This is a genomic window from Streptomyces cinnabarinus (genome assembly GCF_027270315.1).
Classification (GTDB): Bacteria; Actinomycetota; Actinomycetes; order Streptomycetales; family Streptomycetaceae; genus Streptomyces; species Streptomyces cinnabarinus.
Window position 1 is genome coordinate 8,619,953 of the sequence record NZ_CP114413.1, and the last position, 24,295, is coordinate 8,644,247.

22 protein-coding genes are annotated in these 24,295 nt (G+C 69.4%); 9 read left to right on the forward strand and 13 right to left on the reverse strand.

Going from position 1 to position 24,295, the window contains the following annotated elements:
• Positions 1 to 7 precede the first annotated feature (7 nt).
• The gene (locus STRCI_RS38885) at positions 8 to 1,225 is read right to left on the reverse strand and encodes an NAD(P)/FAD-dependent oxidoreductase (protein WP_269663713.1); all 1,218 of its coding nucleotides are present in this window, start codon (positions 1,223 to 1,225) and stop codon (positions 8 to 10) included.
• Between the two features lie 263 nt (positions 1,226 to 1,488).
• On the opposite strand from STRCI_RS38885, the gene STRCI_RS38890 reads away from it, so the two are divergent.
• Positions 1,489 to 5,565, forward strand: coding sequence for a discoidin domain-containing protein (locus STRCI_RS38890; protein WP_269663714.1), 4,077 nt, complete (start codon positions 1,489 to 1,491; stop codon positions 5,563 to 5,565).
• Positions 5,566 to 5,613: 48 nt separating this feature from the next.
• Here STRCI_RS38890 and STRCI_RS38895 read toward each other — a convergent pair whose 3' ends face one another.
• The 3 genes from STRCI_RS38895 to STRCI_RS38905 form a co-directional block, all read right to left on the reverse strand.
• Positions 5,614 to 5,991 (reverse strand): hypothetical protein, encoded by a 378-nt coding sequence (locus STRCI_RS38895; RefSeq protein WP_269663715.1) that lies wholly within the window; start codon positions 5,989 to 5,991, stop codon positions 5,614 to 5,616.
• A complete protein-coding gene (locus tag STRCI_RS38900) occupies positions 5,988 to 6,755 on the reverse strand; it encodes a hypothetical protein (protein WP_269663716.1) in 768 nt (255 codons plus the stop codon). The genes STRCI_RS38895 and STRCI_RS38900 overlap by 4 nt, the downstream gene beginning before the upstream one ends.
• 78 nt (positions 6,756 to 6,833) lie before the next feature.
• On the reverse strand, positions 6,834 to 7,283 hold the full coding sequence (locus tag STRCI_RS38905) for a carboxymuconolactone decarboxylase family protein (RefSeq protein ID WP_269663717.1): 450 nt from the start codon (positions 7,281 to 7,283) through the stop codon (positions 6,834 to 6,836).
• Positions 7,284 to 7,366: 83 nt separating this feature from the next.
• On the opposite strand from STRCI_RS38905, the gene STRCI_RS38910 reads away from it, so the two are divergent.
• Complete coding sequence (locus STRCI_RS38910; RefSeq protein WP_269663718.1) at positions 7,367 to 8,260, forward strand: sigma-70 family RNA polymerase sigma factor; 894 nt, start codon at positions 7,367 to 7,369, stop codon at positions 8,258 to 8,260.
• Here STRCI_RS38910 and STRCI_RS38915 read toward each other — a convergent pair.
• Positions 8,190 to 8,855 carry a TetR/AcrR family transcriptional regulator gene (locus tag STRCI_RS38915; RefSeq protein ID WP_269663719.1) on the reverse strand — a complete coding sequence of 222 codons (666 nt, stop codon included), beginning with the start codon at positions 8,853 to 8,855 and terminating at the stop codon, positions 8,190 to 8,192. The two genes, STRCI_RS38910 and STRCI_RS38915, sit on opposite strands and share 71 nt — an antisense overlap.
• Positions 8,856 to 8,920: 65 nt before the next feature.
• Here STRCI_RS38915 and STRCI_RS38920 point away from each other — a divergent pair, with 65 nt between their 5' ends.
• Complete coding sequence (locus tag STRCI_RS38920; protein ID WP_269663720.1) at positions 8,921 to 10,528, forward strand: FAD-binding oxidoreductase; 1,608 nt, start codon at positions 8,921 to 8,923, stop codon at positions 10,526 to 10,528.
• A gap of 31 nt (positions 10,529 to 10,559) precedes the next feature.
• On the opposite strand, the gene STRCI_RS38925 is transcribed toward STRCI_RS38920, so the two are convergent.
• From STRCI_RS38925 to STRCI_RS38945, 5 genes are all read right to left on the reverse strand, one after another.
• Positions 10,560 to 12,317: a ThuA domain-containing protein gene (locus STRCI_RS38925; RefSeq protein WP_269663721.1), complete on the reverse strand. Its 1,758-nt coding sequence runs from the start codon at positions 12,315 to 12,317 to the stop codon at positions 10,560 to 10,562.
• A gap of 16 nt (positions 12,318 to 12,333) precedes the next feature.
• Positions 12,334 to 15,180 carry a PQQ-dependent sugar dehydrogenase gene (locus STRCI_RS38930; RefSeq protein ID WP_418953421.1) on the reverse strand — a complete coding sequence of 949 codons (2,847 nt, stop codon included), beginning with the start codon at positions 15,178 to 15,180 and terminating at the stop codon, positions 12,334 to 12,336.
• Positions 15,181 to 15,424: 244 nt separating this feature from the next.
• Entirely contained in the window at positions 15,425 to 15,985 is a 561-nt protein-coding gene (locus STRCI_RS38935) for a GNAT family N-acetyltransferase (RefSeq protein ID WP_269663722.1), read from the reverse strand.
• A 97-nt stretch (positions 15,986 to 16,082) separates the two neighbouring features.
• Positions 16,083 to 16,238, reverse strand: coding sequence for a hypothetical protein (locus STRCI_RS38940; RefSeq protein WP_269663723.1), 156 nt, complete (start codon positions 16,236 to 16,238; stop codon positions 16,083 to 16,085).
• Positions 16,239 to 16,362: 124 nt separating this feature from the next.
• Positions 16,363 to 17,163, reverse strand: a complete 801-nt coding sequence (locus tag STRCI_RS38945; RefSeq protein ID WP_269663724.1) for an SDR family oxidoreductase — start codon at positions 17,161 to 17,163, stop codon at positions 16,363 to 16,365.
• Positions 17,164 to 17,335: 172 nt separating this feature from the next.
• Here STRCI_RS38945 and STRCI_RS38950 point away from each other — a divergent pair, with 172 nt between their 5' ends.
• On the forward strand, positions 17,336 to 18,205 hold the full coding sequence (locus tag STRCI_RS38950) for a helix-turn-helix transcriptional regulator (RefSeq protein WP_269663725.1): 870 nt from the start codon (positions 17,336 to 17,338) through the stop codon (positions 18,203 to 18,205).
• 7 nt (positions 18,206 to 18,212) lie between these two features.
• The gene (locus STRCI_RS38955; RefSeq protein ID WP_269663726.1) at positions 18,213 to 18,671 is read left to right on the forward strand and encodes a TIGR03618 family F420-dependent PPOX class oxidoreductase; all 459 of its coding nucleotides are present in this window, start codon (positions 18,213 to 18,215) and stop codon (positions 18,669 to 18,671) included.
• Between the two features lie 24 nt (positions 18,672 to 18,695).
• Here STRCI_RS38955 and STRCI_RS38960 read toward each other — a convergent pair whose 3' ends face one another.
• Entirely contained in the window at positions 18,696 to 19,724 is a 1,029-nt protein-coding gene (locus STRCI_RS38960; RefSeq protein WP_269663727.1) for an endonuclease/exonuclease/phosphatase family protein, read from the reverse strand.
• Positions 19,725 to 19,786: 62 nt separating this feature from the next.
• A complete protein-coding gene (locus tag STRCI_RS38965; RefSeq protein ID WP_269663728.1) occupies positions 19,787 to 20,455 on the reverse strand; it encodes a M15 family metallopeptidase in 669 nt (222 codons plus the stop codon).
• An 88-nt stretch (positions 20,456 to 20,543) separates the two neighbouring features.
• Here STRCI_RS38965 and STRCI_RS38970 point away from each other — a divergent pair, with 88 nt between their 5' ends.
• Genes STRCI_RS38970 through STRCI_RS38985 form a run of 4 tightly spaced genes read left to right on the forward strand, consistent with a single transcriptional unit; the run spans position 20,544 to position 23,533 of the window.
• Positions 20,544 to 21,239 carry a response regulator transcription factor gene (locus STRCI_RS38970; protein ID WP_269663729.1) on the forward strand — a complete coding sequence of 232 codons (696 nt, stop codon included), beginning with the start codon at positions 20,544 to 20,546 and terminating at the stop codon, positions 21,237 to 21,239.
• A 10-nt stretch (positions 21,240 to 21,249) separates the two neighbouring features.
• Positions 21,250 to 22,329, forward strand: coding sequence for a sensor histidine kinase (locus tag STRCI_RS38975; RefSeq protein ID WP_269663730.1), 1,080 nt, complete (start codon positions 21,250 to 21,252; stop codon positions 22,327 to 22,329).
• Between the two features lie 32 nt (positions 22,330 to 22,361).
• Positions 22,362 to 22,946 (forward strand): hypothetical protein, encoded by a 585-nt coding sequence (locus tag STRCI_RS38980; protein WP_269663731.1) that lies wholly within the window; start codon positions 22,362 to 22,364, stop codon positions 22,944 to 22,946.
• A complete protein-coding gene (locus tag STRCI_RS38985) occupies positions 22,943 to 23,533 on the forward strand; it encodes a P-loop nucleotide/nucleoside kinase family protein (protein ID WP_269663732.1) in 591 nt (196 codons plus the stop codon). The genes STRCI_RS38980 and STRCI_RS38985 overlap by 4 nt, the downstream gene beginning before the upstream one ends.
• 62 nt (positions 23,534 to 23,595) lie before the next feature.
• On the opposite strand, the gene STRCI_RS38990 is transcribed toward STRCI_RS38985, so the two are convergent.
• Positions 23,596 to 24,144, reverse strand: a complete 549-nt coding sequence (locus tag STRCI_RS38990) for a dihydrofolate reductase family protein (protein WP_269663733.1) — start codon at positions 24,142 to 24,144, stop codon at positions 23,596 to 23,598.
• Positions 24,145 to 24,295: the final 151 nt, after the last annotated feature.

A 24,295-nucleotide genomic window follows, 5' to 3' on the forward strand; every position in this document is an offset into this window, starting at 1 on the left:
GATCACCTTAAGCGGCAACGCGCCCCGCGTTCCTGGAGGACGTCGCGGGCGAGGCGGCCAGCCGGCGCCTGCGCTTGGGCAGCCCGAACGTCGGATGCGAGGTGGCCCACAGCGACATCCAGAGGATGGCCGCCTTGATCCGCGCGGCCTTCCGGCCACCCGTGTACTTGGGCTTCGCCCGCCATTCGTCATCGACCATCTGCAGGATCCCGTCCCGCCGCCCGAGGCTGATGTGGTTGGCCACGTACTCCAGCTTGGTGTGCGGGACCTTGCGGCCGGTCAGGTCTCCCATGATGGCGGCTATGGCCTGCGCCCCGGTGTAGCCGGCCGAAGCGCAGGACATCGGCAGCGGGCGCCCGTTGTCGTCGAGGGCGTAGGCGCAGTCACCGGCGGCGTAGACGCTCGGGTGCGAGACCGACCGCATGGTGCGGTCGACGGCGATGCGACCGTTCTCGGTGACCTCAAGACCGCTCGTGGCGGCGAGGGAGCTGACGGCGAACCCGGCCGTCCATACGGTGGCGTCGGACGCGAGGGCGGTGCCGTCGGTGCACAACACCCGCGTCGCTTCGACGGCTTCGACGGTCGTGTGTTCCAGGACGGTGATGCCCAGTCGGTCGAAGGCCTGGCGCAGGTGGGCGCGGGCTCCGGGGGAGAGGCGGGCCCCCAACTCGCCGCCGGCGACCAGTGTCACCGACAGACCGGGCCGGGACTCGGCGATCTCGGTGGCGGTCTCGATGCCGGTGAGGCCGTCGCCGACGACCAGCACGGTGCCGCCCTCGCCTCCCTTGTCGGCGCCTTCGAGGCTGTCCAGATGACTTCGCAGACGCAATGCTGACGGGCGTCCGGCGACATTGAAGGCGTGCTCGGCCACCCCGGGGACGCCCTGGTCGGCGACCCGGCTGCCGAGTGCGTAGACCAGCGTGTCGTAGCCGAGTTCGCCGCCGCCGTCCGCGTCGGCCACGGCGACGACCTGGCGTTCGGGGTCGAGGGCGGTGACCCGGGCCACGCGCAGCCGTATCCCGGTGCCCGCGAAGACGTCCGTGAGCTTCTGCGCCTCGATCTTCCGGCCGGCCGCCAACTGGTGCAGCCGCAGCCGCTCGACGAAGTCCGACTCGGCGTTGATCACGGTGATCTCGGTGTCCGCGGGGGAGAGGCGGCGGGCCAGGTTCCCGGCCACGTGGGACCCGGCGTAGCCGGCGCCGAGGACGACGATGCGGTGCTTCATGAGGTGCTCCTGTCGGTTCGCTCGTTCCACGTGAGTTGAGCGGGACAGCGATGCGATTCCTGACAGGAAGATGATGTGACGTGGGTCACAAAGTGTGCCGGTCGATGTCGAGCGAGGCGCTCACGCATCAGGGGTTGACAGAAATCTCTGAACGGCAGAGCCTTTGGCAACGTTGTCATCGCGGATTTGGCAACGTTGTCATCCGGTTCAGCGCGGGGGCGTGGAGCCGGTTCGGCTTGTGCTTTTGATGGGACGTCACACACATGACAGATCAGTCGGGTCCGTCGCGCCTCCCGTCGCGACGGACTGTTGTCACCACCGGCTCCACGCTCCTGGCCGGATTCGGCCTCAGCTCCGTGCTGCCCGTGCCGAATGCCGCTGCCGCCCCCACCGGCGCACCCGTCGGCACCGGCGAGTTGGCCCTCTACCGACCCGTCTCGGTCTCCTCCACCGCCTACGCCGCCACGCCCGGCTCGTTCGTCGTCGACCGTCTCGCCGCCCCGGGCGTCAAGGGCAGCGGATGGCGCGCCGAGGGCGGCGACCCGCAGTGGATCGCCGTCGACCTCCAGGCGGCCTGCGAGGTCACCCACGTCCGTCTGACCTTCGAGGCCGACGCCTCCGATCCGGTGTACACGCCGCCCACCAGCGGAAATGTGCACAGTGGCACCACCGGGAAGGAGATCCAGTCGAGCTACTCGCTGGTCTTCGTCGTGGAGACCTCGCTCGACAACAAGTCGTGGACCACGGTGTACCGCACCGCGGCGGGCACCGGCGGCGTCGTGAACATCCAGCTCCCGCGCCCGAGCCGGGCCCGCTGGGTGCGGCTGACGTCCCAGAAGCGCTCCAGCCCGCTGCCCCTCGGCCTCAACGGCTTCGAGGTGTACGGCAGCGCCGAGGGCGAGCGCCCCTCGGCCACCGGCTGGACCGACTGGGGATCCCACCCCGGCAAGGCGCCGAATCTGAAGGTCGCCGACGACGGGACCGTGCCGGTGGAGTCGGGCTGGCGGCTCACCATGGACGACTGGGCCGACGCGGACGGCGCCGCTCTGTCGAAGACCTCCGTGGACACCAAGGGCTGGCTGCCCGCGACGGTTCCCGGTACGGTCCTCGGCTCGCTCGTGGACCAGGGCAGACTGCCCGACCCCGTGGCGGGCCTGAACAACCTCCACATCCCGGAGGCCCTGTCCCGTCACTCGTGGTGGTACAAGCGGGACTTCGCCCTGCCGCGCGGCCTGCGCACCGGCGCCGGCCGGCGCGTCTGGCTGGAGTTCGACGGCATCAACCACAAGGCCGAGGTCTGGCTCAACGGCAAGCAGGTCGGCGACCTGACCTATCCGTACGCCCGCTCCGCCTTCGACGCCACCCGGCTCCTCGACACGGACGACGAGAACGCGCTCGCCGTGCGGATCACACCGATGCCGGTGCCCGGCAGCCCGGGGGACAAGGGCCCCAAGGGCGAGGCGTGGGTCGACGCGGGCGCACTGCAGATGAACCTCAACTCCCCAACCTACCTCGCCTCCTCGGGCTGGGACTGGATGCCCGCCGTACGCGACCGTGCGGCCGGCATCTGGAACCATGTGCGGCTCAGATCGACCGGGCACGTCGTCATCGGCGACCCGCGCGTGGACACCGTCCTCCCGGACCTCCCGGACGTGTCCGTCGCCGAGATCACCGTCGTCGTACCGGTCCGCAACGCCGACACCACCGACCGCGAGACGACGGTCACCGCGGCCTTCGGCGGCGTGCGGGTGTCCAAGAGCGTCACCGTGAAGGCGGGCGAGAGCGTCAATGTCGTCTTCGCGCCCAGCGCCTTCAACCAGTTGAGGCTGCGCGAGCCCAAGCTGTGGTGGCCCAACGGCCTGGGCGAGCCCCACCTGCACGACCTCACGCTCACGGCGTCGGCCGACGGCCAGGAGAGCGACCGGCGCGTCACCCGCTTCGGCATCCGCCAGTTCGGCTACGAGTACGACACCCCGCTGCCGTTCACCGCCTCCGGCGACGCCTACACGCAGTCCGTGACCTTCGACCGGCAGCAGGCCCGGCACGTCCGCGTCCGATGCCTGACCCGGGCGACATCCTGGGGCAGCTCCCTGTGGACCCTCTCCGTCGGCGACAGCACCCGCCCCGGCCTCGACCTCGCCCTGCACGCCACCGCCGAGGCCTCCACCACCGACCAGGACGACCACGGCCCCGGTAACGTCACCGACGGCGACGCGGGCACCCGCTGGTCCTCCGCCTACGAGGACGACCAGTGGATACACGTCGACCTGGGCTCCACCCAGTCCTTCGACCGGGTCGACCTCACCTGGGAGCAGGCGTACGCGAAGTCCTTCGTGGTCCAGGTCTCGGCTGACGGCTCGGACTGGACCGACGTGAAGTCCGTGGACAACGGGGCGGTGCCGCTGCCCTTCAACAACGGCAACGCCAGCCTCCAGGTGCAGGACTTCGAGGCGCGGACAGCACGCTACGTCCGCCTGAACTGCGGCCTCCGAAACACCAGTTGGGGCAACTCCTTGTGGAGCCTCAGTGTTATCGACCGCAATGAGCCCGGCACCGACCTCGCTCTGCGCCGGCAGGCCACCGCATCCACCGAGGAGTCCGACCACCCCGCCTCCCACGCCACCGACGGCGACCCGAACTCCCGCTGGTCCTCCGCCTACGAGGACCATCAGTGGATCCAGGTCGACCTCGGCTCCTCCCGTACCTTCGACCGCGTCGCCGTCGTCTGGGAGAGCGCGTACCCGAAGACGTACGTCATCCAGGTCTCGGCAGACGGTTCGGACTGGACCGACGTCAAGTCCGTGTCCAACACCCCCGACCCGCTGAAGATCAGCGTCAACGGTGTGCGTGTGCTGGCCCGCGGCGGCAACTGGGGCTGGGACGAACTGCTGCGCCGGATGCCCGCGGAACGCATGGACGCGGCCGTGCGCATGCACCGCGACATGAACTTCACCATGATCCGCAACTGGGTCGGCAGCAGTGACCGGGAGGAGTTCTTCGCCGCCTGCGACCGGCACGGCATCCTGGTGTGGAACGACTTCCCCAACGCGTGGGGCATGGACCCGCCGGACCGCGAGGCGTTCATCTCGCTCGCCCGCGACACCGTGCTGCGCTACCGCATCCACCCGAGTGTGGTCATCTGGTGCGGCGCCAACGAGGGCAACCCCCCGGCCGCCATCGACAAGGGGATGCGCGACGCCGTGCAGGAGCAGGTTCCCGGCCTGCTGTACCAGAACAACTCGGCCGGAGGCATCGTCACCGGCGGCGGGCCCTACGGCTGGGTGGAGCCGGAGAAGTACTTCGACCCCATGACGTACGGCAGCAAGGACTTCGGCTTCCACACCGAGATCGGCATGCCCGTCGTCTCCACCGCCGCGAGCACCCGCAGCATGACCGGCGACGAGCCGGAATGGCCCATCAAGGGAGCCTGGTACCACCACGACTGGAGCGAGCGCGGGAACCAGGCGCCGCAGAACTACAAGGCGGCCATCGAGGCACGCCTCGGTGAGTCGGGGGACCTGGACGACTTCGCCCGCAAGGCGCAGTTCGTCAACTACGAGAACACGCGCGCCATGTTCGAGGCGTGGAACGCCCATCTGTGGGACAACGCCTCCGGACTGATGCTGTGGATGTCCCATCCGGCCTGGCACAGCACGGTCTGGCAGACCTACGACTACGACTTCGACGTCAACGGCACCTACTACGGCGCCCGTTCGGCCTGCGAACCGCTGCATGTCCAGGCCGACCCGGTGAACTGGCAGGTCATCGCGGTCAACCACACCTCGGCCGACCTGCGGGGAGCCACTGTCACCGCCCGCCTGTTCGACCTGACCGGCCGGCAGCTCGGCTCGACCAGGCGGGCACGGGTGGACGTAGCCCGGGCGGACACCGCGAAGGCCTTCACGTCGGAGTGGACGAACGACCTGCCGGACCTGCATCTGCTGCGACTGACCCTGACGGATGCCAAGGGCCGGGAGGTGTCACGGAACACGTACTGGCGTTACCGCGACGCATCCTCCCTGCGGGATCTGAACAAGGCCAGGCAGGTGAAGCTGACCGGTGACATCACCGAGCTGTCGCGTTCCGGGGACCGGCACGGGCTGACGGCGACGATCCACAACCGGGGATCGGCGGTGGCCGCCATGGTCCGGCTCTCCCTGCTGGAGGAAGCCCACGGCCGCCGGGTGCTGCCGACGCTGTACAGCGACAACTACCTGTGGCTGCTGCCCGGTGAGTCCCGCACCGTCCGGCTGTCCTGGCCGTCGGAGGCATGTACGTCCCGGCGTCCGGTGCTGACGGCGCAGGCGTACAACAGCCCTGTGACGACGCTGCACGGGTGAGCGCCCCGTGCCCCGGTCTTCCTTCCGGGGGCCGGGGCACGGCTCTCCTCACCGGTGGAGCGATGCCTCGTCGAAGTAGCGCCAGCCGTCCAATTCGAGGGTTCTTTCCGCTGGTTGAAGCTCCAGTGCGGGGGCCGCGGCGTCCAGGAGGCGCCGGACGGTGCCCGGCTCGTAGAGGTTGAGCCAGTGCCGGTCCGGAAGCCGTACCACGGTGCCCGACTCGAAGTAGCAGTTGGAGACGACTCCGGTGGGGGTGGGGGCGAAGACGAAGGACAAGCGGCGCCCGGTGCCTGTTGTGTGCCCGTCCGTGAAGAGGGAGAGCGTCACGCGGCAGTCGGCGTAGTCCGGTCTCACCCGCTGTCGTACGGTCCAGTACCAGGTGGCGTCATCCGTGACGAGGCGACGGACGCGGCGGTCGTTCCTCACCGGCTGAACTCGGGTCGGAGCGTGGTGGGATCGAGGATCTGGTCGGCCGGTGGCGGGGTGGTGTCGACGGGCTTGCCGTAGTCGGTGAACGTGACGTCCAGGGGTTCGTCACCGCCGGTGACCGTGATCCTCAAGGGGTAAGGCTTGCCCTTCTTGGCCACGTAGATAGTCGTGGTCCCGGTCGTCGTGCTGTCGGTGAGCACGGCGACGGGCTGTCCGTCCACGGTGGCGTCGTCCTCGCGAGTGGGGTTGCCGTCCGACGCAAGGCTGAGATCCTCGATCTGGGTGTGGAAGACGTCGCACATGCTCCCCAAGGTCCGCGACATCAGCTTGGGAGGCTTGATCCAGCGGCCCTTGAACTGCGCCACCATCTCCTCCGTCTGCTCGGGCGACATGCCGCGGCTGAAGGAGGTCCGCCAGTACTCCTCCTCGGCCTTGACGTGGACGAGCGAGCCCTTCTTGATGATGTGCATGGGGGAGTCAAGGCCGAACGTGCCGTTGCAGGAACCGTGCTCGTCCGCGGCCACATCGACTTCCACCTGTCGGCCGTCGCTGTTGAACTCGCCGGTCCAGCGCATGCTCGGCGCGCTCTTGAGCGCCGCCCGGGCCTGACTGTCGATCTGCTCCGGGGTCAGAGTGTCGAAGGGGTGCCCGTTCCCCGACGCCCCGGTCTCCTCGCCGTCCGCTCCGCAGCCGACGACGAACACGCTCGTGGCCGCGCAGAGCAGCGCGGCGGCGATTCGGTTGGTGATGCTGTGCTTCACGTGTGAGCTGTCCTCCCCTTGACCCCGGCTGACTGTATGCGATCAAGGGAGGACACGTTCAAGCGGATATCGCGTTGCTCACCAGGTCTTGCCGGCCTGCTCACGGATCGTGCGGTTGATCCGGTTGAAGAAGTTGGTCAGCGCGATCTCCAGGATGATCGCGGACAGTTGCCCCTCGTCGAAGTGGTCGGCGACGGTGTCCCAGATCTCGTCGGTCACCCCCGCGGCACCGTCCTGGATCCGGGTGGCGGCCTCGGTCAGTTCCAGCGCGGCCCGTTCCTCCTCGGTGAAGAAGGGTGTCTCGCGCCAGGCGACCACGTTGTGCAGGCGTTCCTCCGTCTCACCGGCCTGCTTCGCCGACCCGATCGAGGCGTGGACGCAAGGGCTGCACCCGTTGATCTGGCTGGCCCGCAGGTGGATGAGTGAGAGCAGGCGCCGGTCGACGCCCCCGGCGCCGATCGCCTTGTAGAGGTGCTGGATCGCGGTGCCCAGGTCCGGGTTCATCGCGCCCTTCATACGTGCTTCCATCGGTCGTGCTCCTTCATCGGTTACTTGCGCCCCTCCGGGCCCGTCATCACCCGTGACGGAGCGAAGCCGAGGAAGGTAACCACATGCCCGACACCAGCCCGACGGACCCGATGGCCGAGGTGTTCGAGTCCCAGCGCGGCCGACTGCTCGCGGTCGCCCACCGCATGCTCGGCTCGCACGCCGATGCCGAGGACGCGGTCCAGGAGGCCTGGCTGCGCCTGTCCCGCCAGGACACGGCGACCATCGACAACCTCGCCGGCTGGCTGACCACGGTGGTGGGCCGAATCAGCCTCGACGTCCTGAGATCGCGCCAGTCCCGCCCCGAATCGCTCTACGACGACGACCAACTGCCGGACCTGGTCGTGACGGTCGACGAAGGCGCCGCTCCCGAGGACGACGCGGTGCTCGCGGACTCCGTGGGCCTGGCCCTCCTGGTCGTCCTCGACTCACTGGGACCGAGCGAGCGCCTGGCGTTCGTACTGCACGACCTGTTCGCAGTGCCCTTCGACGAGATCGCCAAGATCCTCGGCAAGTCCCCGGCCGCCGCCAAGATGGCCGCGAGCCGCGCCCGGAGAAAGGTGCGGGCGACCGAACAGCCGTCGAGCGTCGGCCGTAACCAACACAAGCTGGTCCAAGCCTTCCTGGCGGCGGCTCACCGAGGCGACTTCGAGGAACTGCTGCGCGTGCTCGACCCCGAGGTGAAACTGACGGTCGACACCCCCGCCGGAGTCATCGTCACCCTCGGCGCCACCAAGATCGCAGCCGGCGCCCAACTGGCCGCGGGCGCGGCCACCCTGGGGCGTGCCGCACTCGTCAACGGCCTTCCGGGAATCATCTCCTGGCACGAGGACGGCACCCCACTCTCCGTCCTCGCTTTCACGATCGCCGACGACAGGATCACCGAGATCACGGCTGTCGTCGATCCGGCCAAGCTCGCCCGGCTGGATATTCCGGCTCCAGAGGCGCGAGCGCTGTGAAGACCCGCTCGAACCGCGAGTTCATCTCCGCAGCGGTCTGTTCAGGATGGTGCCGCCACCAGGCCACCGCCGCGGTCACGGTGCCGTACCAAAGGTGGGTGGCGAAGTCGGCGTCGAGGGGGTCGGTCGCGCGGGTGTCGCTGAGGTATTCAGCGACGCCCACCGCGCCGAGTCGGTTGAGTTCGCGGCGGTAGGTGGTGGCCATGGTGTGGAGGTCGGTGCCTGGCGGCAGGGTGGGGTCGTAGACGAGGTCCCAGTCGTGTGGGTGCGGCTCCAGGGCGGTGAAGATGGCCTGGAGGGTGCGTGCGGCGCGGGTGAGGTCGGACGGGCCCTTCTGTGCGGACTCGACGGCCGCGATGAGGCGGGTGCCCGCGCGGTCCAGGCAGGACAGGTACAGGCCGTCCTTGGAGCCGAAGTACTCGTAGATCATGGGCTTGGAGATGCCCGCGCGTGCCGCCACGTCCCTCGTCGAGCCGCTCGCATGGCCCCTGCGGCCGAACTCCTCCGCCGCCGCGTCCAGGATCAGCCGTTCCCGGTCCTTGCGGGGCATGCCCTTGGTGCCCACGGTGCGCGTGACGTTGGCCTGCTTGCTCATGGTCCCATCCTATGCGAAAGTGACCGCCTGGTAAGTTACCCAGCGTTCAGATCGGCGGTGCGGACGTGAGCGGCAAGACGCGATCGTGGTGGGGATGGGGCAACGTCGAGGACGCGGTGACAGGCCGGGAGCGCGCTGAACTCACCCGCCGTACCGCTGAGTTGTTGCCCAGTGCCGATCTGGCTGTGCACGAGGCGCCCTCCGTCGACTCCTTCGGTGTGCGCTCCAGCAGGATCCAGGCGCCGCCGGCTCTCGCGGCGCTCGTCTCCGAGGACGTACGGGACCGGCTCGCGCACAGTCATGGGCAGGCGTTCCGTGATGTCGTCCGGGCGCTGCTGGGGCAGTTGCCGCACGTGCCCGACCTCGTCGTGCGTCCCACCTCCGAGGACGACGTCGTCCGCGTGCTGGACTGGTGCAGCGACGCCGACATCGCGGTGGTTCCTTTCGGCGGCGGGTCCTCGGTCGTGGGCGGCGTCGAACCCCGTGTCGGTGATGACTACGCCGGTGTCGTCAGTCTGGATCTCACCTCCATGGACCGGGTCCTCGACGTCGACGCCACCAGCCGGGCCGCACTCATCGAGGCCGGAGCCTTCGGCCCGCACCTGGAGCGGCAACTCCGGCCCAAGGGATACACCCTTCGCTTCTTCCCCCAGTCCTTCGAGTTCTCGACGCTCGGTGGCTGGCTCGCCACCCGGGCCGGGGGCCACTTCGCCACGCACCTCACCCACATCGACGACCTCACCGAATCGCTACGCGTCATCACCCCCGCCGGTGTCGTGGAGACCCGTCGGCTTCCGGCCTCCGGTGCCGGACCGTCCCCGGACCGTATGTTCCTGGGCTCCGAGGGGTCGCTCGGCATCATCACCCGGGCCTGGGTCCGCCTCCAGGACCGACCCCGCCGGCGGTCCGGCGCCTCCGTCGCCTTCACCGACTACGACGCGGGCGTCCAGGCCGTGCGCGCGCTGTCCCAGTCCGGTCTGAACCCCGCCAACTGCCGCCTCCTCGACCCCGTGGAAGCGTTCCTCAACGCGGGCTCCTCGACCGCCGTCCTGGTCCTCGGCTTCGAATCGGCCGACCACCCCGTGGACGCGTGGATGGCGCGGGCGCTGGAACTGTGCCGCGACCACGGCGGCACCCTGCCCGAACCGGCCCGCCACACCGACAGCGCGGAAGAGGCCGCGCGCACCGAATCCGCGGACGCCTGGCGCTCCTCCTTCCTGCGCATGCCCTACCAGCGCGACGCACTCGCCGCGCAGAGCATGATCGTGGAGACCTTCGAGACGGCCTGCACCTGGGACCGCTTCGCCACGCTGCGCGCAGCCGTCGACGAAGCGGCCCAGGACGCCCTGCGCCAGGTCGGCGCGGAAGGCGTGGTGACCTGTCGGTTCACCCACGTCTACCCGGACGGGCCCGCCCCGTACTTCGGGGTCTACGCGGCGGGCCGGTGGGGCAGGACGGTGGAACAGTGGGACGAGATCAAGCAGGCCGTCTCCGAAGCCCTGATCGCGAGCGGCGCCACCATCACCCACCATCACGCGGTCGGCCGCGACCACCGGCCCTGGTACGACCGGCAGCGCCCCGACCTCTTCGCCGCCGCCTTGCGGGCCGGGAAACAGGTCCTCGACCCGCGGGGAATCCTCAACCCCGGCACGGTCGTCGACCCTCTGCGCTGACCGTCGACCACGAGTGCTCAGCCGGTACCGGTCATGGCAGGGTCCACTTCTGGTTGGGTCCGGTGTGGCAGGTCCACAAGTGGACGGGCGTCCCGTCGTTCCACGTACCGCCGGACGCGTCCAGGCACTTGCCCGACTGCGGGTTGCGGACCGTGCCGTCGGATTGGGGTGCCCAGGCCTGGGCTCCCGTGCCGTTGCAGGTCCACAGCTGGATCCTCGTGCCGTCCGCGCTCCCGCCGCCGGAGACGTCGAGGCACTTGCCCAGCGCCTGGACGGTTCCATTGGCGGCCAGGGTCCAGGTCTGGGCGCCGGTGCCGTTGCAGGTCCACAGCTGGACCTTCGTGCCGTCGGCGGTGTTGCTGCCGTCGACGTCCAGACACTTGCCGCCCACGCCCTTCACCGCACCCGAACGAGGACCGGGCGGTGTGGTGCCGCCCGACCCGTCGATCCGTATGTTGCGGAACGCGACGTCGTCGCCGTCGCCGTGGTTCTGGATGCCGATGTGGCCCTGCTGGAGGCTGCGCGCGGGGTCGGTGTTGGTGAAGTCGTTGACCTTGCGGCCGTTGAGGAAGATCTCCAACCGCTCGCCGGTGACGCGGAGTTCGTACGTGTTCCACTCACCCGGCGGGTTCAGCGCGGCGTCGCGTGCCGCGATGTCGGCGGACTTGAACCCGTACACGGCGCCCGTGGTGCGGTCGGCCGTGTCGGTGGCGTCGATCTGGATCTCGTAGCCGTTGTTCACCGCCGACCACGGGTCGTCCGAGGCGGGAAACCCGATGAAGACACCGGAGTTGTCGTCACCGGCGGCCTTCCAGTCGAGCTTGAGGGAGTAGTCGCCGGTGAACTCCTCGGCGGCGTACCAGAGCATGCCGAGGCCGCCGTAGGAGGTGAGGCTGCCGTCGGCGAGGGTGAAGCCGCCGGGGCCCGCCTGGCGCCAGCCGGAGGTGGACGAGCCGTCGAAGAGGGAGGTGTAGCCGGTCTCGGGGCGGCAGTCCGCCTCGGTCATGCCGGCGGCCCAGCGGATGCCGCCGAGGAGATGACGCCGGAACGCGGGTTCGCCGTACGACTCGTCCGTGTGGCCGCCGCCGGTGTAGAAGGCCCGGCCGCCCCGGTAGTCCTTGCACCAGGCGATCGGGTGGTCGCCGGACATGGTCCCGCCCGCGTAGCTGGACTCGTCGAGGGAAGCGAGGACGTGCGCGGTGGTGCGGGGGTTGGTGCGGTAGTTGTACCACTCATCGGTGCGTTGCCAGGTGGTGCCGAGGTGGGCGGTGGCGGCATGGGCCCGGTCCTCGACCTCGACGGTGGCGGACTGGATGGCGGGGTGGGACTGGAACAGGGCGCCGGCCAGGCCCTCGTAGAAGGGCCAGTTGTACTCCGTATCGGCCGCCGCGTGGATGCCGACGTATCCGCCGCCGCTCTGGATGTACTGCTCGAACGCCGTCTGCTGGGCGTCGCCCAGCACGTCCCCGGTCGTGGAGAGGAAGACGACCGTCTTGTACTGGCCGAGGTTGCCGGTGGTGAAGGCCTGCGGATCCTCGGTGGCGTCCACGGTGAAGTTGTTGTCCGTGCCGAGCGCCCGCAGTGCCGCGATGCCGTCGTCGATCGAGGAGTGCCGGAACCCCGCGGTCCGGGAGAACACGAGAACCTTGTACGCCGGGTCAGCCGCCGCGACGGCGGCGGAGCGCGCGGCCGAGTCCGACGACGGGCCGGGCACGGCGGTGGCCTGCGGTGTCAGACCGAGCACGAGGCCGGTGAACAGACCGAGAACCGTCTTGAGTCGCGTACGCATGTCAGTCGCCTCCTTTCTACGGAAGAGTCCATTTCTGGTGGGCGCCGGTGTGGCAGGTCCACAGCTGTACGGGTGTGCCGTCGCCCCACGTGCTTCCGGACGCGGTGAGGCACTTGCCGGACTGCGGGTTGTGCACGGTGCCGTCGGCCTGCGCGGACCACTTCTGGGCGCCGGTGCCGTTGCACGTCCAGAGCTGGATCTTCGTGCCGTCGGCGGTGCCGCCGCCGGAGACGTCGAGGCACTTGCCCAGCGCCTGGACGCTGCCGTCGCCGGCCGGGGCCCAGGTCTGGGCGCCGGTGCCGTTGCAGGTCCACAGCTGGATCTGTGTGCCGTCGGCGGTGTTGGCGCCGGAGACGTCCAGGCACTTGCCGCCCACGCCCTTGACCGCACCCGAGCGGGGGCCGCCGCCGGAGGTGGTGAAGGAGAACTCGTCGACGTCGAACAGCGCTCCGGTGCCGCCCTTGAAGACGAGGTACAGCTGTGTGGAGCCGCTGGGCGGGTTGGTCAGGGGAGTGCTGACGTCCTGGAAGGTCTCCCAGCCACCGGTCACCGGCACGGTCGCCGTGCCGAGCAGGGCACCGGTCGGGGACCCGGCGCGCACCTCGATGGTGCCGCCCGCGCCCGCCGAGGACACCCGGGCGGTGAACGCGGTGGCGTTGCCGAGGGCGTACGGCGTGAAGGAGATCCAGTCGCCGTTGTCGATGTAGCCGACGGTCCGGCCGCCGTGGGCGGGGCCGTGGGTGACGACCTGGACCCCGGCGGAGTCGCCGTAGTGCTCGGCCTGCCGGTGGGAGGGCTGGACGATGCGCTGGTCGTGGGTGGTGAGCGGGGGCTGGCCGTTCGCGCCCTTGTCGGTGTACTCGGCATCGAGAACGCCGAAGATGTTGGCGTTGGGGTCGTGCTCGCCGTCCGCAAGGGTCTGGAGCGTGCCGGAGCATCCGGTGGCCGAGGTCTGCGGGTGGCCATGGCTGTCGTGGCCGACGATGAAGGAGACCTTCACCTTGGCGCAGTCGACGGTGCCGTCCTCCGGGTCGGTCACCGTCACCCGGAACGGGATCGCGTCCCCGAAGTCATGGATGCTGCCGTCCGCGGGCAGGTCGATCCGCACGGTGGGCGCGGTGTTGCCGACGGTGATCCGCACGGACGCGGTCGCGGTCTTGCCGGTCGGGTCGGTGACCTTCAGCGTGGCCGTGAACTGGCCGTTGGATGTGTAGGTATGCGAGGGGTTGGCGGCGGTGGAGGTCGTGCCGTCGCCGAAGGTCCAGGCGTGGCTGAGGGTGCCGCCGTCCGGGTCCGAGCTGCCGGCCGAGGAGAAGGAGACCGCCAGCGGTGCCTTTCCGGAGGTGACGTTCGCCTCGGCCTGCGCGATCGGGGCGAGGCCGTCGGTGACATGCTCGATGCGGTACAGGGCGGAGTTCTCGTCGCCGTTGAAGTAGCCGGTGCCGTAGTCCAGGACGTACAGGGCGCCGTCCGGGCCGAAGGCCGTGTCCATCACCTGGGTGCCGGTCCAGGGGAAGGGGTTGATGGACTGCACGGTCCCGTCGCCCGCCGCCTCGACGCGCTTGATCCAGCGGCGGCCGAACTCACCGGCGAAATAGTCGCCGTCGTACTCCTGGGGGAACTTGACTTCGGAGGTGGAGGCGGCGTCGTAGCGGTAGACGGGGCCGCCCATCGGGGATTCGGAGCCGCCGCCGAACTCCGGTACGGAGGTGCCGTTGTAGGGGATCCAGGCCGGTCGCGCCGGGGGCAGGTCGGTCAGTCCGGTGTTGCGCGGTGAGGTGTTCCTGGGGGCGGAGCAGTCGAACTTGGCGCCCGACGCGCCCGTGGCGAAGTCGAAGTCGGTGTAGGCGTCGTTCTTGCCGGTGCAGTACGGCCAGCCGTAATTGCCCGCCTGGGTAATGCGGTTGAACTCGACCTGGCCCTCCGGCCCCCGCCCGGGCAGCGCGGTTCCGGAGTCGGGGCCGTAGTCGCCGAGGTAGACGATGCCGGTGGCCTTGTCCACGCTCATCCGGAAGGGGTTGCGGAAGCCCATCGCGTAGATCTCGGGCCGGGTCCTGGCGGTGCCGGGCGCGAAGAGGTTGCCGCTCGGTATGGAGTACGTCCCGTCCGCGTTCACTTTGATACGCAGCACTTTGCCGCGCAGGTCGTTGGTGTTGCCCGCGGAACGCTGGGCGTCGAACGCCGGGTTGCGGGAGGCCCGTTCGTCGATCGGGGTGAAGCCGTCCGAGGCGAAGGGGTTGGTGTCGTCGCCGGTGGACAGGTACAGATTGCCGGCCGCGTCGAAGTCGATGTCGCCGCCGACATGGCAGCAGGTGCCGCGCGAGGCGGGGACGTCGAGGATCTTCTTCTCGCCGGCGGTGTCGAGCGTGCCGTCCGTTTTCAGTACGAACCGGGAGAGCCGGTTGACGCCGTCGAACGGCGCGAAGTCGGCGGCGGTCCCGTCGGAGGGGGCGTCACCGTTCGGCGTGCTCAACTTGGGGGCGTAGTAGAGGTAGATGAAGCGGTTGTCGGCGAAGCCCGGGTCCACCGCTATGCCTTGCAGGCCCTCCTCGTCGTGGCTGTAGACGTCGAGCTTTCCGGCCACGCCGGTGTTCCCGGCGGCGTCGGTGAGCCGGACGGTGCCGTCGCGTGACGTATGCAGGACCGAACGGTTCGGCAGCACGGCGAGTGTCATGGGCTCGCCCATCTCGGCCACGCCCTTGGCGAGCGTGATCTGCTGGAACTCCGCGGCGGCCGCACTCGCGCGGGGAGCCGGATCGGGCGGCGCGGCTGCTGCCGTTCCGGGCACGAAGAAGCTGACGGCACACACCACCGCCAGCGCCGACGAACGGATGAATCTGGGTCTGAGCAGTCTCGTGCGCACAGTCGTCTCCCGAGGTGTGGGGATGACAGCAGGACATGATCGGCCCTGCCGAGGGGAGAACCGGCGCGCGCCGTCGCGCCGACGAACCGGGCCTCATGTGCATGACCCGTTCATTTCAGGGAAGTTAGCGGCCTTGGTCCTGACGCGTAACCCCTTTCGCGCCAGAACTCTCCGCTTCTTCCATGATCAGGACAAAGTGTCCTGGGCGAGAATCCCCACCATGAACCCAGAAGTTGACATTCCGTCAGGCACGCCCGTCACGCGCTGCCGCAGTCGACACCCGCACCCCGAACCACTGCTCGGCGCCGTACTCCTCGAACCGTTCCACCTCGGTGAACCCCAGTTTCGCCGCGAGGCGCATCGCGCGGTCGTTGGCGGTCTGGGTGGTGAGTACGACCGGTTCGCCGGGAAGCGCGTCGGTGAACCAGTCGAGTGCCGCGGCGCATGCCTCGGCGGCGTACCCGTAGCCCCACGCCCGCGGCAGGAACAGGTAGCCGAGTTCTGCTTCCCCGGCATCCGGACGGATGTGCCCCGGACGCTCGGCATCGCGCCGGTCGAGCGTGATGATGCCGATCATCGCCCCGTCGAGTTCGATCACGAACAGGCCCGGGCGCCGCCCCGGCACCTCGGGCATCGCGCGCTGCAATTCGCCCCGCGGGCGGGGGCCACCGATGTAGGTGCCCACCTCCGGCGAGGCGAAGAGCTCAATGAAAGTCTCGCGGTCCCGGGCCTGGGACGCGCGGAGTACGAGCCGTGCGGTCCGTAACGGGGCGGGTGGCCAGGCGTCTTGTCCGAGTTCGGTCATGCCGGGCAACCTAGCGCAGCACCCGTGACAGCGGTCCGGAAGGGTCGGACCAGCTGCAGGTCAGGTCAAATCCCTGATACGGAGCACCTGCTCGGTATCACCAGTAGTGGCGTCGGCCTGCGACCGGGCGGCCCATGGAACCCATGACCCACATGACCCCGCCGATGATGGCGAGGATGAGCCCGATCGTCCACAGGACCGAGATGCCGGTGACGAAGCCGATGACGAGCAGGACAATTCCTATGAGAAGCATGGCTGCCTCCTGCCTGGAGTGAGACAGCCTACGAAGTGAACCGAAATTCGCACTTGAAACATCCAGGCCGATCCATTTCAGGAAACGGATCGCCCCTTTGCGGGCATCACGCCAGGCCAAACGGTCAGGCGGCCTGACCGGTCGGCATGATCGTGACCTGCTGGAGGTTCACCCGAGGCGGCAGCGTGGCGATGAAGCCGACGGTCTCCGCGACGTCCTGTGCCGTGAGCCACTCCATCGTCTCCTTGGAGCCGGCCAGCCAGTCCAGGGCGCCCTGGTCCGTGACATGGCCCTGAAGCTCGGTGCCGACAATGCCCGGTTCCAGCGCCGAGACCCGCACCTTCTTCGCGCCCAGCTCGGCCCGCAGATGCCGGGACAGGTGGGTGACGTAGGCCTTCGTACCCGAGTAGACGGCGAAGTTCGGGAAGATGTTCTGCGCCGCGATCGAGGATGTGTTGATCAGGTCGGCCACCCCGCGCTCGGCGGCGGCCTCGACCAACTGTGGGGTGAACGCGCCGATCGCGTTCATCAGACCGGTGATGTTCAGATCGATCTGCTGCTGCCACTGGTCCGCGGCCAGCTCCTCGATCGGAGCGGGAAGCATCACCCCGGCGTTGTTCAGCAACAGGTCGGCGCCCCCGAGCTCGGCCTGGACCCGGTCGGCGGCCGCCCGCACGGCTCGGGCGTCGGTCACGTCGGCGGCGATCGCCACCGCGCTCCCGCCGTGCTTCTCGATACGGGCGACCAGCTCCGCCAACCGGTCCGCACGCCGCGCCAGGACGACGACCCGGGCACCGAGCGACGCCAGGTGCTCGGCGGACGCCTCACCGATGCCGCTGGAGGCGCCGGTGACCACCGCGACACGACCGGCCAGGGGCAGGGACAGGGGCAGGGACATGGACTGGGACGTGGTGTTCGTGGACATGCTGCATGCCTTCCGAAGAAGTGGAGGTGAGCGGCACGGTCTGGTCGGCCGCCCACCCAGAACACCACCGGGGCGAGCCCCGCAGGACGCCATAACTGGCCCTGCCCGAACAGGTACTGGCAGGACCACCTTCGGCCGGACACCGGGCAATGGGAGTACGCACACTGGAGCCATGGACCGCACCAGCGAAATCTCCGGCTTCCTGCACTCACGACGCGCGAACGTCAGCCCCGAGCAGGCCGGACTGCCCTCCGACGGGCGGGTGCGCCGGGTACCCGGCCTGCGCCGGGACGAGGTCGCCCGCCTCGCCGGGGTCAGCACCGAGTACTACACGCGCCTGGAGCAGGGACGGGCGCGCAACCCCTCCACCGAGGTCGTGGACGCCGTCGCCCGCGTACTGCGGCTGGACGAGACCGAACGCGAACACCTCACCGATCTGCTGGCCTCCGGCGCCCGGCCCGCACGCCGCGCTCCGGCCAGGGCCCAGCGGGTGCGGCCCGGCCTGCACCTGATGCTGGAGACCCTGAACCACGTACCCGCCTTCATCCTGGGCCGGCGCACCGACGTCCTCGCCTCCAACCAGCTCGCCAGAGCCGTCCTCACCGACTTCGACGCCCTGCCCGCCACCCACCGCAACCTCGCCCGCTACTACCTGCTGGACCCCGTGGCCCGCGAGCGCGTGGGGGACTGGGAGCGGATCGCCGCGGAGACGGTCGCCATCCTCCGCTTCGAAGCGGGCCGTTACCCCCACGACCGGCAGCTCGCCGACCTCGTCGGTGAACTCACTCTCCAGTGCCCCGAGTTCACCACCTGGTGGAACGACCACCGGGTACTGCGCCGCACCCACGGCGCCAAGCACTACCACCACCCCCTCGTCGCCGACCTGCACTTCTCCTACGAGTCCTTCCAGGCCCCCGGCGACGCGGAACAGACCCTGTGCGTCTACAACGTCGAGCCGGGCTCCGAGACCGCCGAGGCCCTCCAGGTCCTGGCCAGTTGGACCGCGCCCGAGCGGGAATTGCCGCACCACCAAGGCCGTTGATCACCACATGACCAAACCTGCGGCGCCCCGCTCACTCTCCGACGAAGCCCTCTCCGACCTGCTCGGCCGACAGCAGTTCGGCACGCTCGCCAGCGTCAAGCGCAGTGGCCACCCCCACCTGACCACCATGATGTACAGCTGGGACCCCGAAGCCCGCATCGTGCGGTTCTCGACGACCGCCGACCGGGTCAAGGTCGGGCACCTGCGACGCGATCCGCGTGCGGCGCTGCATGTGCAGGGTGGCAACGTATGGTCGTTCGCCGTGGCCGAGGGCGACGCCGAGGTCTCCGGGACCACGACGGTGCCGGGCGACGAGGTCGGGCGGGAACTGCTCGGGATGATTCCGACGGCCGCGCGGCCCGAGGACGAGGCCGCGTTCCTGGCGCAGTTGGTGGCCGAGCGCCGCGTGGTCATCCGGCTGAAGGTGGACCGGCTGTACGGCACCGCGCTCGACATCGACGCCTGACCTCCGGGCGCTTGTGTGCCGCCTTCACCAGCTGATGCCGGCCGCCACCGGCAGGTGGTCGCTGCCGGTGGACGGCAGCACCCACGAACTCCTCGGCTCCACGCCGCGGACCAGGATCTGGTCGATCCGCGCCACCGGGAACCGCGCCGGCCAGCTGAAGCCGAAGCCGTCCCCGGCCTCCTCCTGTGCCGAGCGCAGCTGCGCGGCGATGCCGTCGAACGCGCCGTCGTCCATGGTGCCGTTCAGGTCGCCGAGCAGCACCACTCGCTCGCTGCGTTCGGCGGCGAGGGCCTCGGCGAGCGCCGTGGCGTTGCGGTCCCGGCTGTCCGTCCAGAAGCCGGTCCTGGGCATCACCCGTACGGACCCGAGGTGGGCCACGTACACGGTGAGCGGCCCCTGATCCGTGGCCACCGTGGTGCGCAGGGCCCGGTTGTAGGCCAGCTTGACGTCGGCCGGCTTGGCGTCGCCCAGCGGCCCGGCGTCCTGCTGGATGTCGACCGGCCGGATGTCCGACAGCGGCAGCCTGCTCCACAGCCCGACCGTGCCCTGCACCGTGTGGTGCGGATACGCCTTCGCCAGCCCCTTCTCGTACAGCGGCTTCGCCTGCGGGGTGATCTCCTCCAAGGCCAGGACGTCCGCCCCCGAGGCGGCCAGGTCGCGGGCGGTGCCGAGCGGGTCGGGGTTGCCGTCGCCGACGTTGTGGCTGACCACGGTGAGGTCGCTGCCCGGCTGGGACTTGTCGATGAGCAGCCCGCTGAACTGGTTCAGCCACACCACGACCGGCAGCAGCAGCGCGGCCACCGCGGAGGCGGAGCGGCGCCACAGCGCACCGGCCAGCAGCACCGGGACGAACAGGCCGAACCACGGCAGGAAGCTCTCCACCAGACTGCCGAGGCCGGCGCGGTCCGTGATCCACGCGTGCAGCAGCATGAGCAGACCCAGCAGCAGCGCCAGCGTGGTGAGCACCGGGCCGCGTTGCCATATCCCCGGCCAGGTGCCGCGATGCGGCCCGCCCGTCTCGGGCTGCTCCGTCTCCGCTGTCGCCGTGGTCATGGCCGGGTCCGTGTTCGTGTCCGTGTTCACCTGCGTCGTCGTCTGTCCTCGTTCACTGCCGGTCACTGCCGCATCCTCGGGTCCTGGGTGGGGTCGGCGTACATGGGCGGGCAGCCACGACCGACCGCGTCGGTGCGCAGCTCGTAGTGCCAGGGTTCGTTCCGGTAGACCGGGCACAGCCCGTACTCGGCGCCGTGCTCGGACAGCCACGCCGTCGCGTCGGAGCGGCCGAGGTCGACGGCGTCCCCCGACACGTGCGGTGAGGTCTCCGCGGTGGCCACCCATCGGGCGGCCTCGCCCTCGGACCCGTACTCGGCGATCGCCTCGTGAAGCAGGTGCTCCTGGTACTCCGGAGAACGCCAGCCGCTGTTGACGTAGAACATGACCCAGTCGTCCGCGGCGGCTGTCGCGGCCCGGTGGAGAGCGTCGAGCAGCGCCGGATCGAGGTTGGCCACCGCCGGAATCGCCTCGTCGAAGACCGTCACTCCGTCGGGAACGACACCGTCCGCCTCGCCGGGCGCATCACGGAGCTCATCCGGAGAGCCGTTCGGCGACGCGCCCGAGGACGGTCTCTGGGGCGATACGGCCGAGAAGGACGAGGACGTCGGCGTCTGGTGGGTGAGGGCCGCGATGACCGCCGCGACGACGATGCCCAGGCCGACAGCCAGGAGCCGGCGATTCCGACGGCTCACCTTTCGTGCTGTTCGTGTTAACGGTGGAGGTCGAGTCATGCCGGCCAGTCAAGGCAGCGCGGTGTTGCCGACACGTTTGCGGTTTTCGATACGCCGACGATATGTGCCGACTCGTAGCCTTGATGACATGCGTGTGCTGATCGTCGAGGACGAACCCTTTCTGGCGGAAGCCATCCGCGACGGCCTGCGCCTGGCGGCGATCGCCGCGGACATCGCAGGTGACGGCGTCACCGCACTGGAACTGCTGAGCATCAACGCCTACGACATCGCCGTCCTCGACCGCGACATCCCCGGACCCTCCGGTGACGAGATCGCCAGACGCATCGTCGCCTCCGGCAGTGGCATGCCGATCCTCATGCTCACCGCGGCGGACCGACTCGACGACAAGACCTCCGGCTTTGAACTCGGCGCCGACGACTACCTCACGAAGCCCTTCGAACTCCAGGAACTCGCACTCCGGCTCAGGGCCCTCGATCGCAGACGGGCCCACCACAGACCCCCCGTGCGAGAACTCGCGGGTCTACGGCTGGACCCGTTCCGCAGGGAGGTCTACCGGGACGGCCGCTATGTCGCGCTGACCAGGAAGCAGTTCGCCGTCCTGGAGGTCCTCGTCGCCGCCGAGGGCGGTGTCGTCAGTGCCGAGGAGCTCCTGGCGCGCGCGTGGGACGAGAACGCCGACCCGTTCACCAACGCCGTACGCATCACCGTCTCGGCCCTGCGCAAACGGCTCGGCGAACCCTGGCTGATCGCCACGGTGCCGGGCGTCGGCTACCGCATCGACACGCCGTCCGAGAGCGGGCTGGAGGGAGGCGACCGTGGATAGGGCGCCCGGAATGAGCATTCGCCTCAAACTGACCCTCAGCTACGCCGGGTTCCTCATGCTCGCAGGCGTCTTGCTGCTCGCGGCCGTCTGGGTGTTCCTCCTGGAGTACGTCCCCGACGACTGGGACCGCCGACTTCTGTACGAGAATCCCAACCGCCAACTCCTCCTGCGCAACTTCGCCCCCGCGGCAGCCGTCGTACTGGCGTTCCTGCTGCTGTTCGGTCTCCTGGGAGGCTGGTTTCTCGCCGGGCGGATGCTCGCCCCGCTGACCCGCATCACGGACGCCACCCGCATGGCGGCGAACGGCTCTCTCGCGCACCGAATCCGGCTGCCGGGCCGCAAGGACGAGTTCCGCGAACTCGCCGACGCCTTCGACACGATGCTCGCCCGGCTCGAAGCGCACGTCGCCGAGCAAAGGCGATTCGCCGCCAACGCCTCCCACGAGCTGCGCACCCCGCTCGCCATTTCGAAGGCGCTTCTCGACGTGGCCCGCACCGACCCGGACCAGGACACCGGCGAACTCATCGACCGCCTCCACGCCGTCAACACCCGAGCGATCGACCTCACCGAGGCACTGCTCCTGGTCAGCCGCGCAGAGCAGCGATCCTTCGCCCGAGAGCGCGTCGACCTGTCCCTCCTGGCGGAAGAAGCCACCGAAACGCTCCTTCCCGTCGCGGAGAAGAACGGCGTCACCATCGAGACGAGGGGCGACGTCACCCCGACGACGGGCTCGCCGACCCTGCTGCTTCAGCTGACCACGAACCTCGTGCACAACGCGATCATCCACAACCTGCCTGGAGAGGGCACCGTGTGGGTGAGCACCGGCATCCGAGCCGACACGGTGACGCTCACGGTGGAGAACACCGGCGAGAAGGTCGCCCCACAGCTCGCCGCAACCCTCACCGAACCCTTCCAACGAGGCACCGAACGCGCCCACACCGATCACGCGGGCATCGGCCTCGGCCTGGCCATCGTCAAAACCATCACCCACGCCCACGAAGGAACCCTCACCCTCACCCCACGCCCCACCGGCGGCCTCCGCGTCACCGTCGAGCTGCCCACTGCGCCCGATGTCAGTGGCAGCCCATAGGGTGCGGCCAAGATCTCGAAGGAGGGATTGCCGTGGGATTCTCGGGCCACCTGGTCTTCGCTCGCGGCGACGCCCCGCTGCTGGAAGCCCCCGTGTTCGACAGCATCGATGCTGAGCTCAAGTCCACCGTGCACCGTTGGGAGTCACGGCCGGGCGGCTGGCAGACGCTCCAGCTCGAGAACGGGATGTGGGACGACGAGGACCTGCCCGCCCTGGTCGCCTGGAGCAACGCGCCCGCCTGCGTCGCCGACGTCTCGGACAGCGACCTCGCCCTGGTGACCGGGGTGGACATCACCGGACGGCGTTGGCAGGCATGGCTGAACCTGGACGTCGCCGCCAGGGTCCTGGCCGAGGAGCCCGAGGACCTCGAAGACCAGATGCTGTGGCTGGACACGCCGGAGTTCCACGACGCCGTCAGCCGCAAGCGCGCGGAACTCGACGCGGAGGTTCGAGCCGATGCCGAGGGCGCACTGGCCTGGGCCGCGGCCGCCGGCATACCGGTCGCCTCAGAGGTGTCCGGTATCGAAAGGCTGCTGCGCTCACACGTGACGTTCGCAGAAGACCTTTTCAGCACGCTGCTCGACGAGTTGGGCTTCCCCGAGGAAACACAGGCATGACACGGCACAGGGGCGAAGTCGGGCCAGTTGTGGTCGCGGTGTGCGGGTCCCCGGGCGCCGGAAAGACCACGGTCGCCCGTGCCACGGCGCGTCACCTCGGTGTGCTGTTCCTGACCAGGGATGAGATCAAACGGGGTCTTGGGCTGTCCGCCGCCTCCGCCGCCGAGGACGGCGGTGTCGAGTTCGGCCCGGACTTCCATGTCGCCGGAGGTCCGTTGAGCCGTCGCGCCGAGGACGTGATGGTCAACGCTGCGCGGCTGCTCGCCTCTTCGGGCGTGAGCCTCGTCGTGGAGTCCTCGGTGCTGTCGTCCGAGCTGCTCGACGCCCTACGCGCATCCGACGCCCGAATGCTCGCCGTTCATGTCGTCGCACGCGAGTCGGTCATCGGTGAGCGCCTCCGGGCCCGCGCGGCCGAAGGCGGGGCCGTCGACCGACAGCTCTCCGCCCAGTTCCAGCGGGGCGAGATGAAGCCGTCGATCTTCGCCCCACCGGCCGGATTCGACGGCGTCGTGGAAGTCGACACCTCGGACTCGGCTGATCCGGACATCAAGCCCATAGAAGCGGCAGCCGTCTCCCTGATCCGATGACCGCGTGCCCCGGTGGCTGCCGTCCGTGAATCGGGGGCGAGTCGGAGGTGCAAACCCGATGCCTACCGTCTCGGTTCGTACCGCATCGCCACCGCCCCCGAGCCGTACTCCAGCCGACTCACCAGCTTCAGGTCGACACGCCGCGACAGCCCCGCGAACAACGTCGGACCGTGGCCCACCAGCCTGGGATGGACCACGAACTCGTACTCGTCGATCAAGCCCAGCTCCGCCAGCGCCAGCGGGAGCTGCACGCCGCCGACGAACAGGCCCTCGCCCGGCTCCTGCTTGAGCCGCTGAACGGCTTCGCCCAGGTCGCCGCGCAGGAGTTCCGCGTTCCAGTCGACCTGTTCCAGGGTGCTCGACACGACGTATTTCTTCGCCGCGTCGATCGTCGCGGCGAAGGGTTCCATCCACTCAGGTCGCGCTCCCGCCGGTGCCGGGGGCCGCCAGGCCTCCTCCATCATTTCGTACGTCACTCGGCCGAAGAGGAGGGCATCGGCCCGGCCGATACTCTCGGCCGCGCGGCGGTGCATTTCTTCGTCCGGGGTGATTTCACGGTGATCGCAGCATCCGTCCAGGGTGACGTTGATGGAATACCGGAGAGGTCGCATTTCGCGAGAGTACCGCCGATGGCCGGACCGGTCCGACGCATCGCCAGTCAGCGTGAGGATCGTTTCTCCGGTGAATTCCGCGAACCGAATGGTCGAACCCTCGTGCCGGTCCGTCGCTCCGATGCCGAATCCATGACGTCAAGTGGTGACG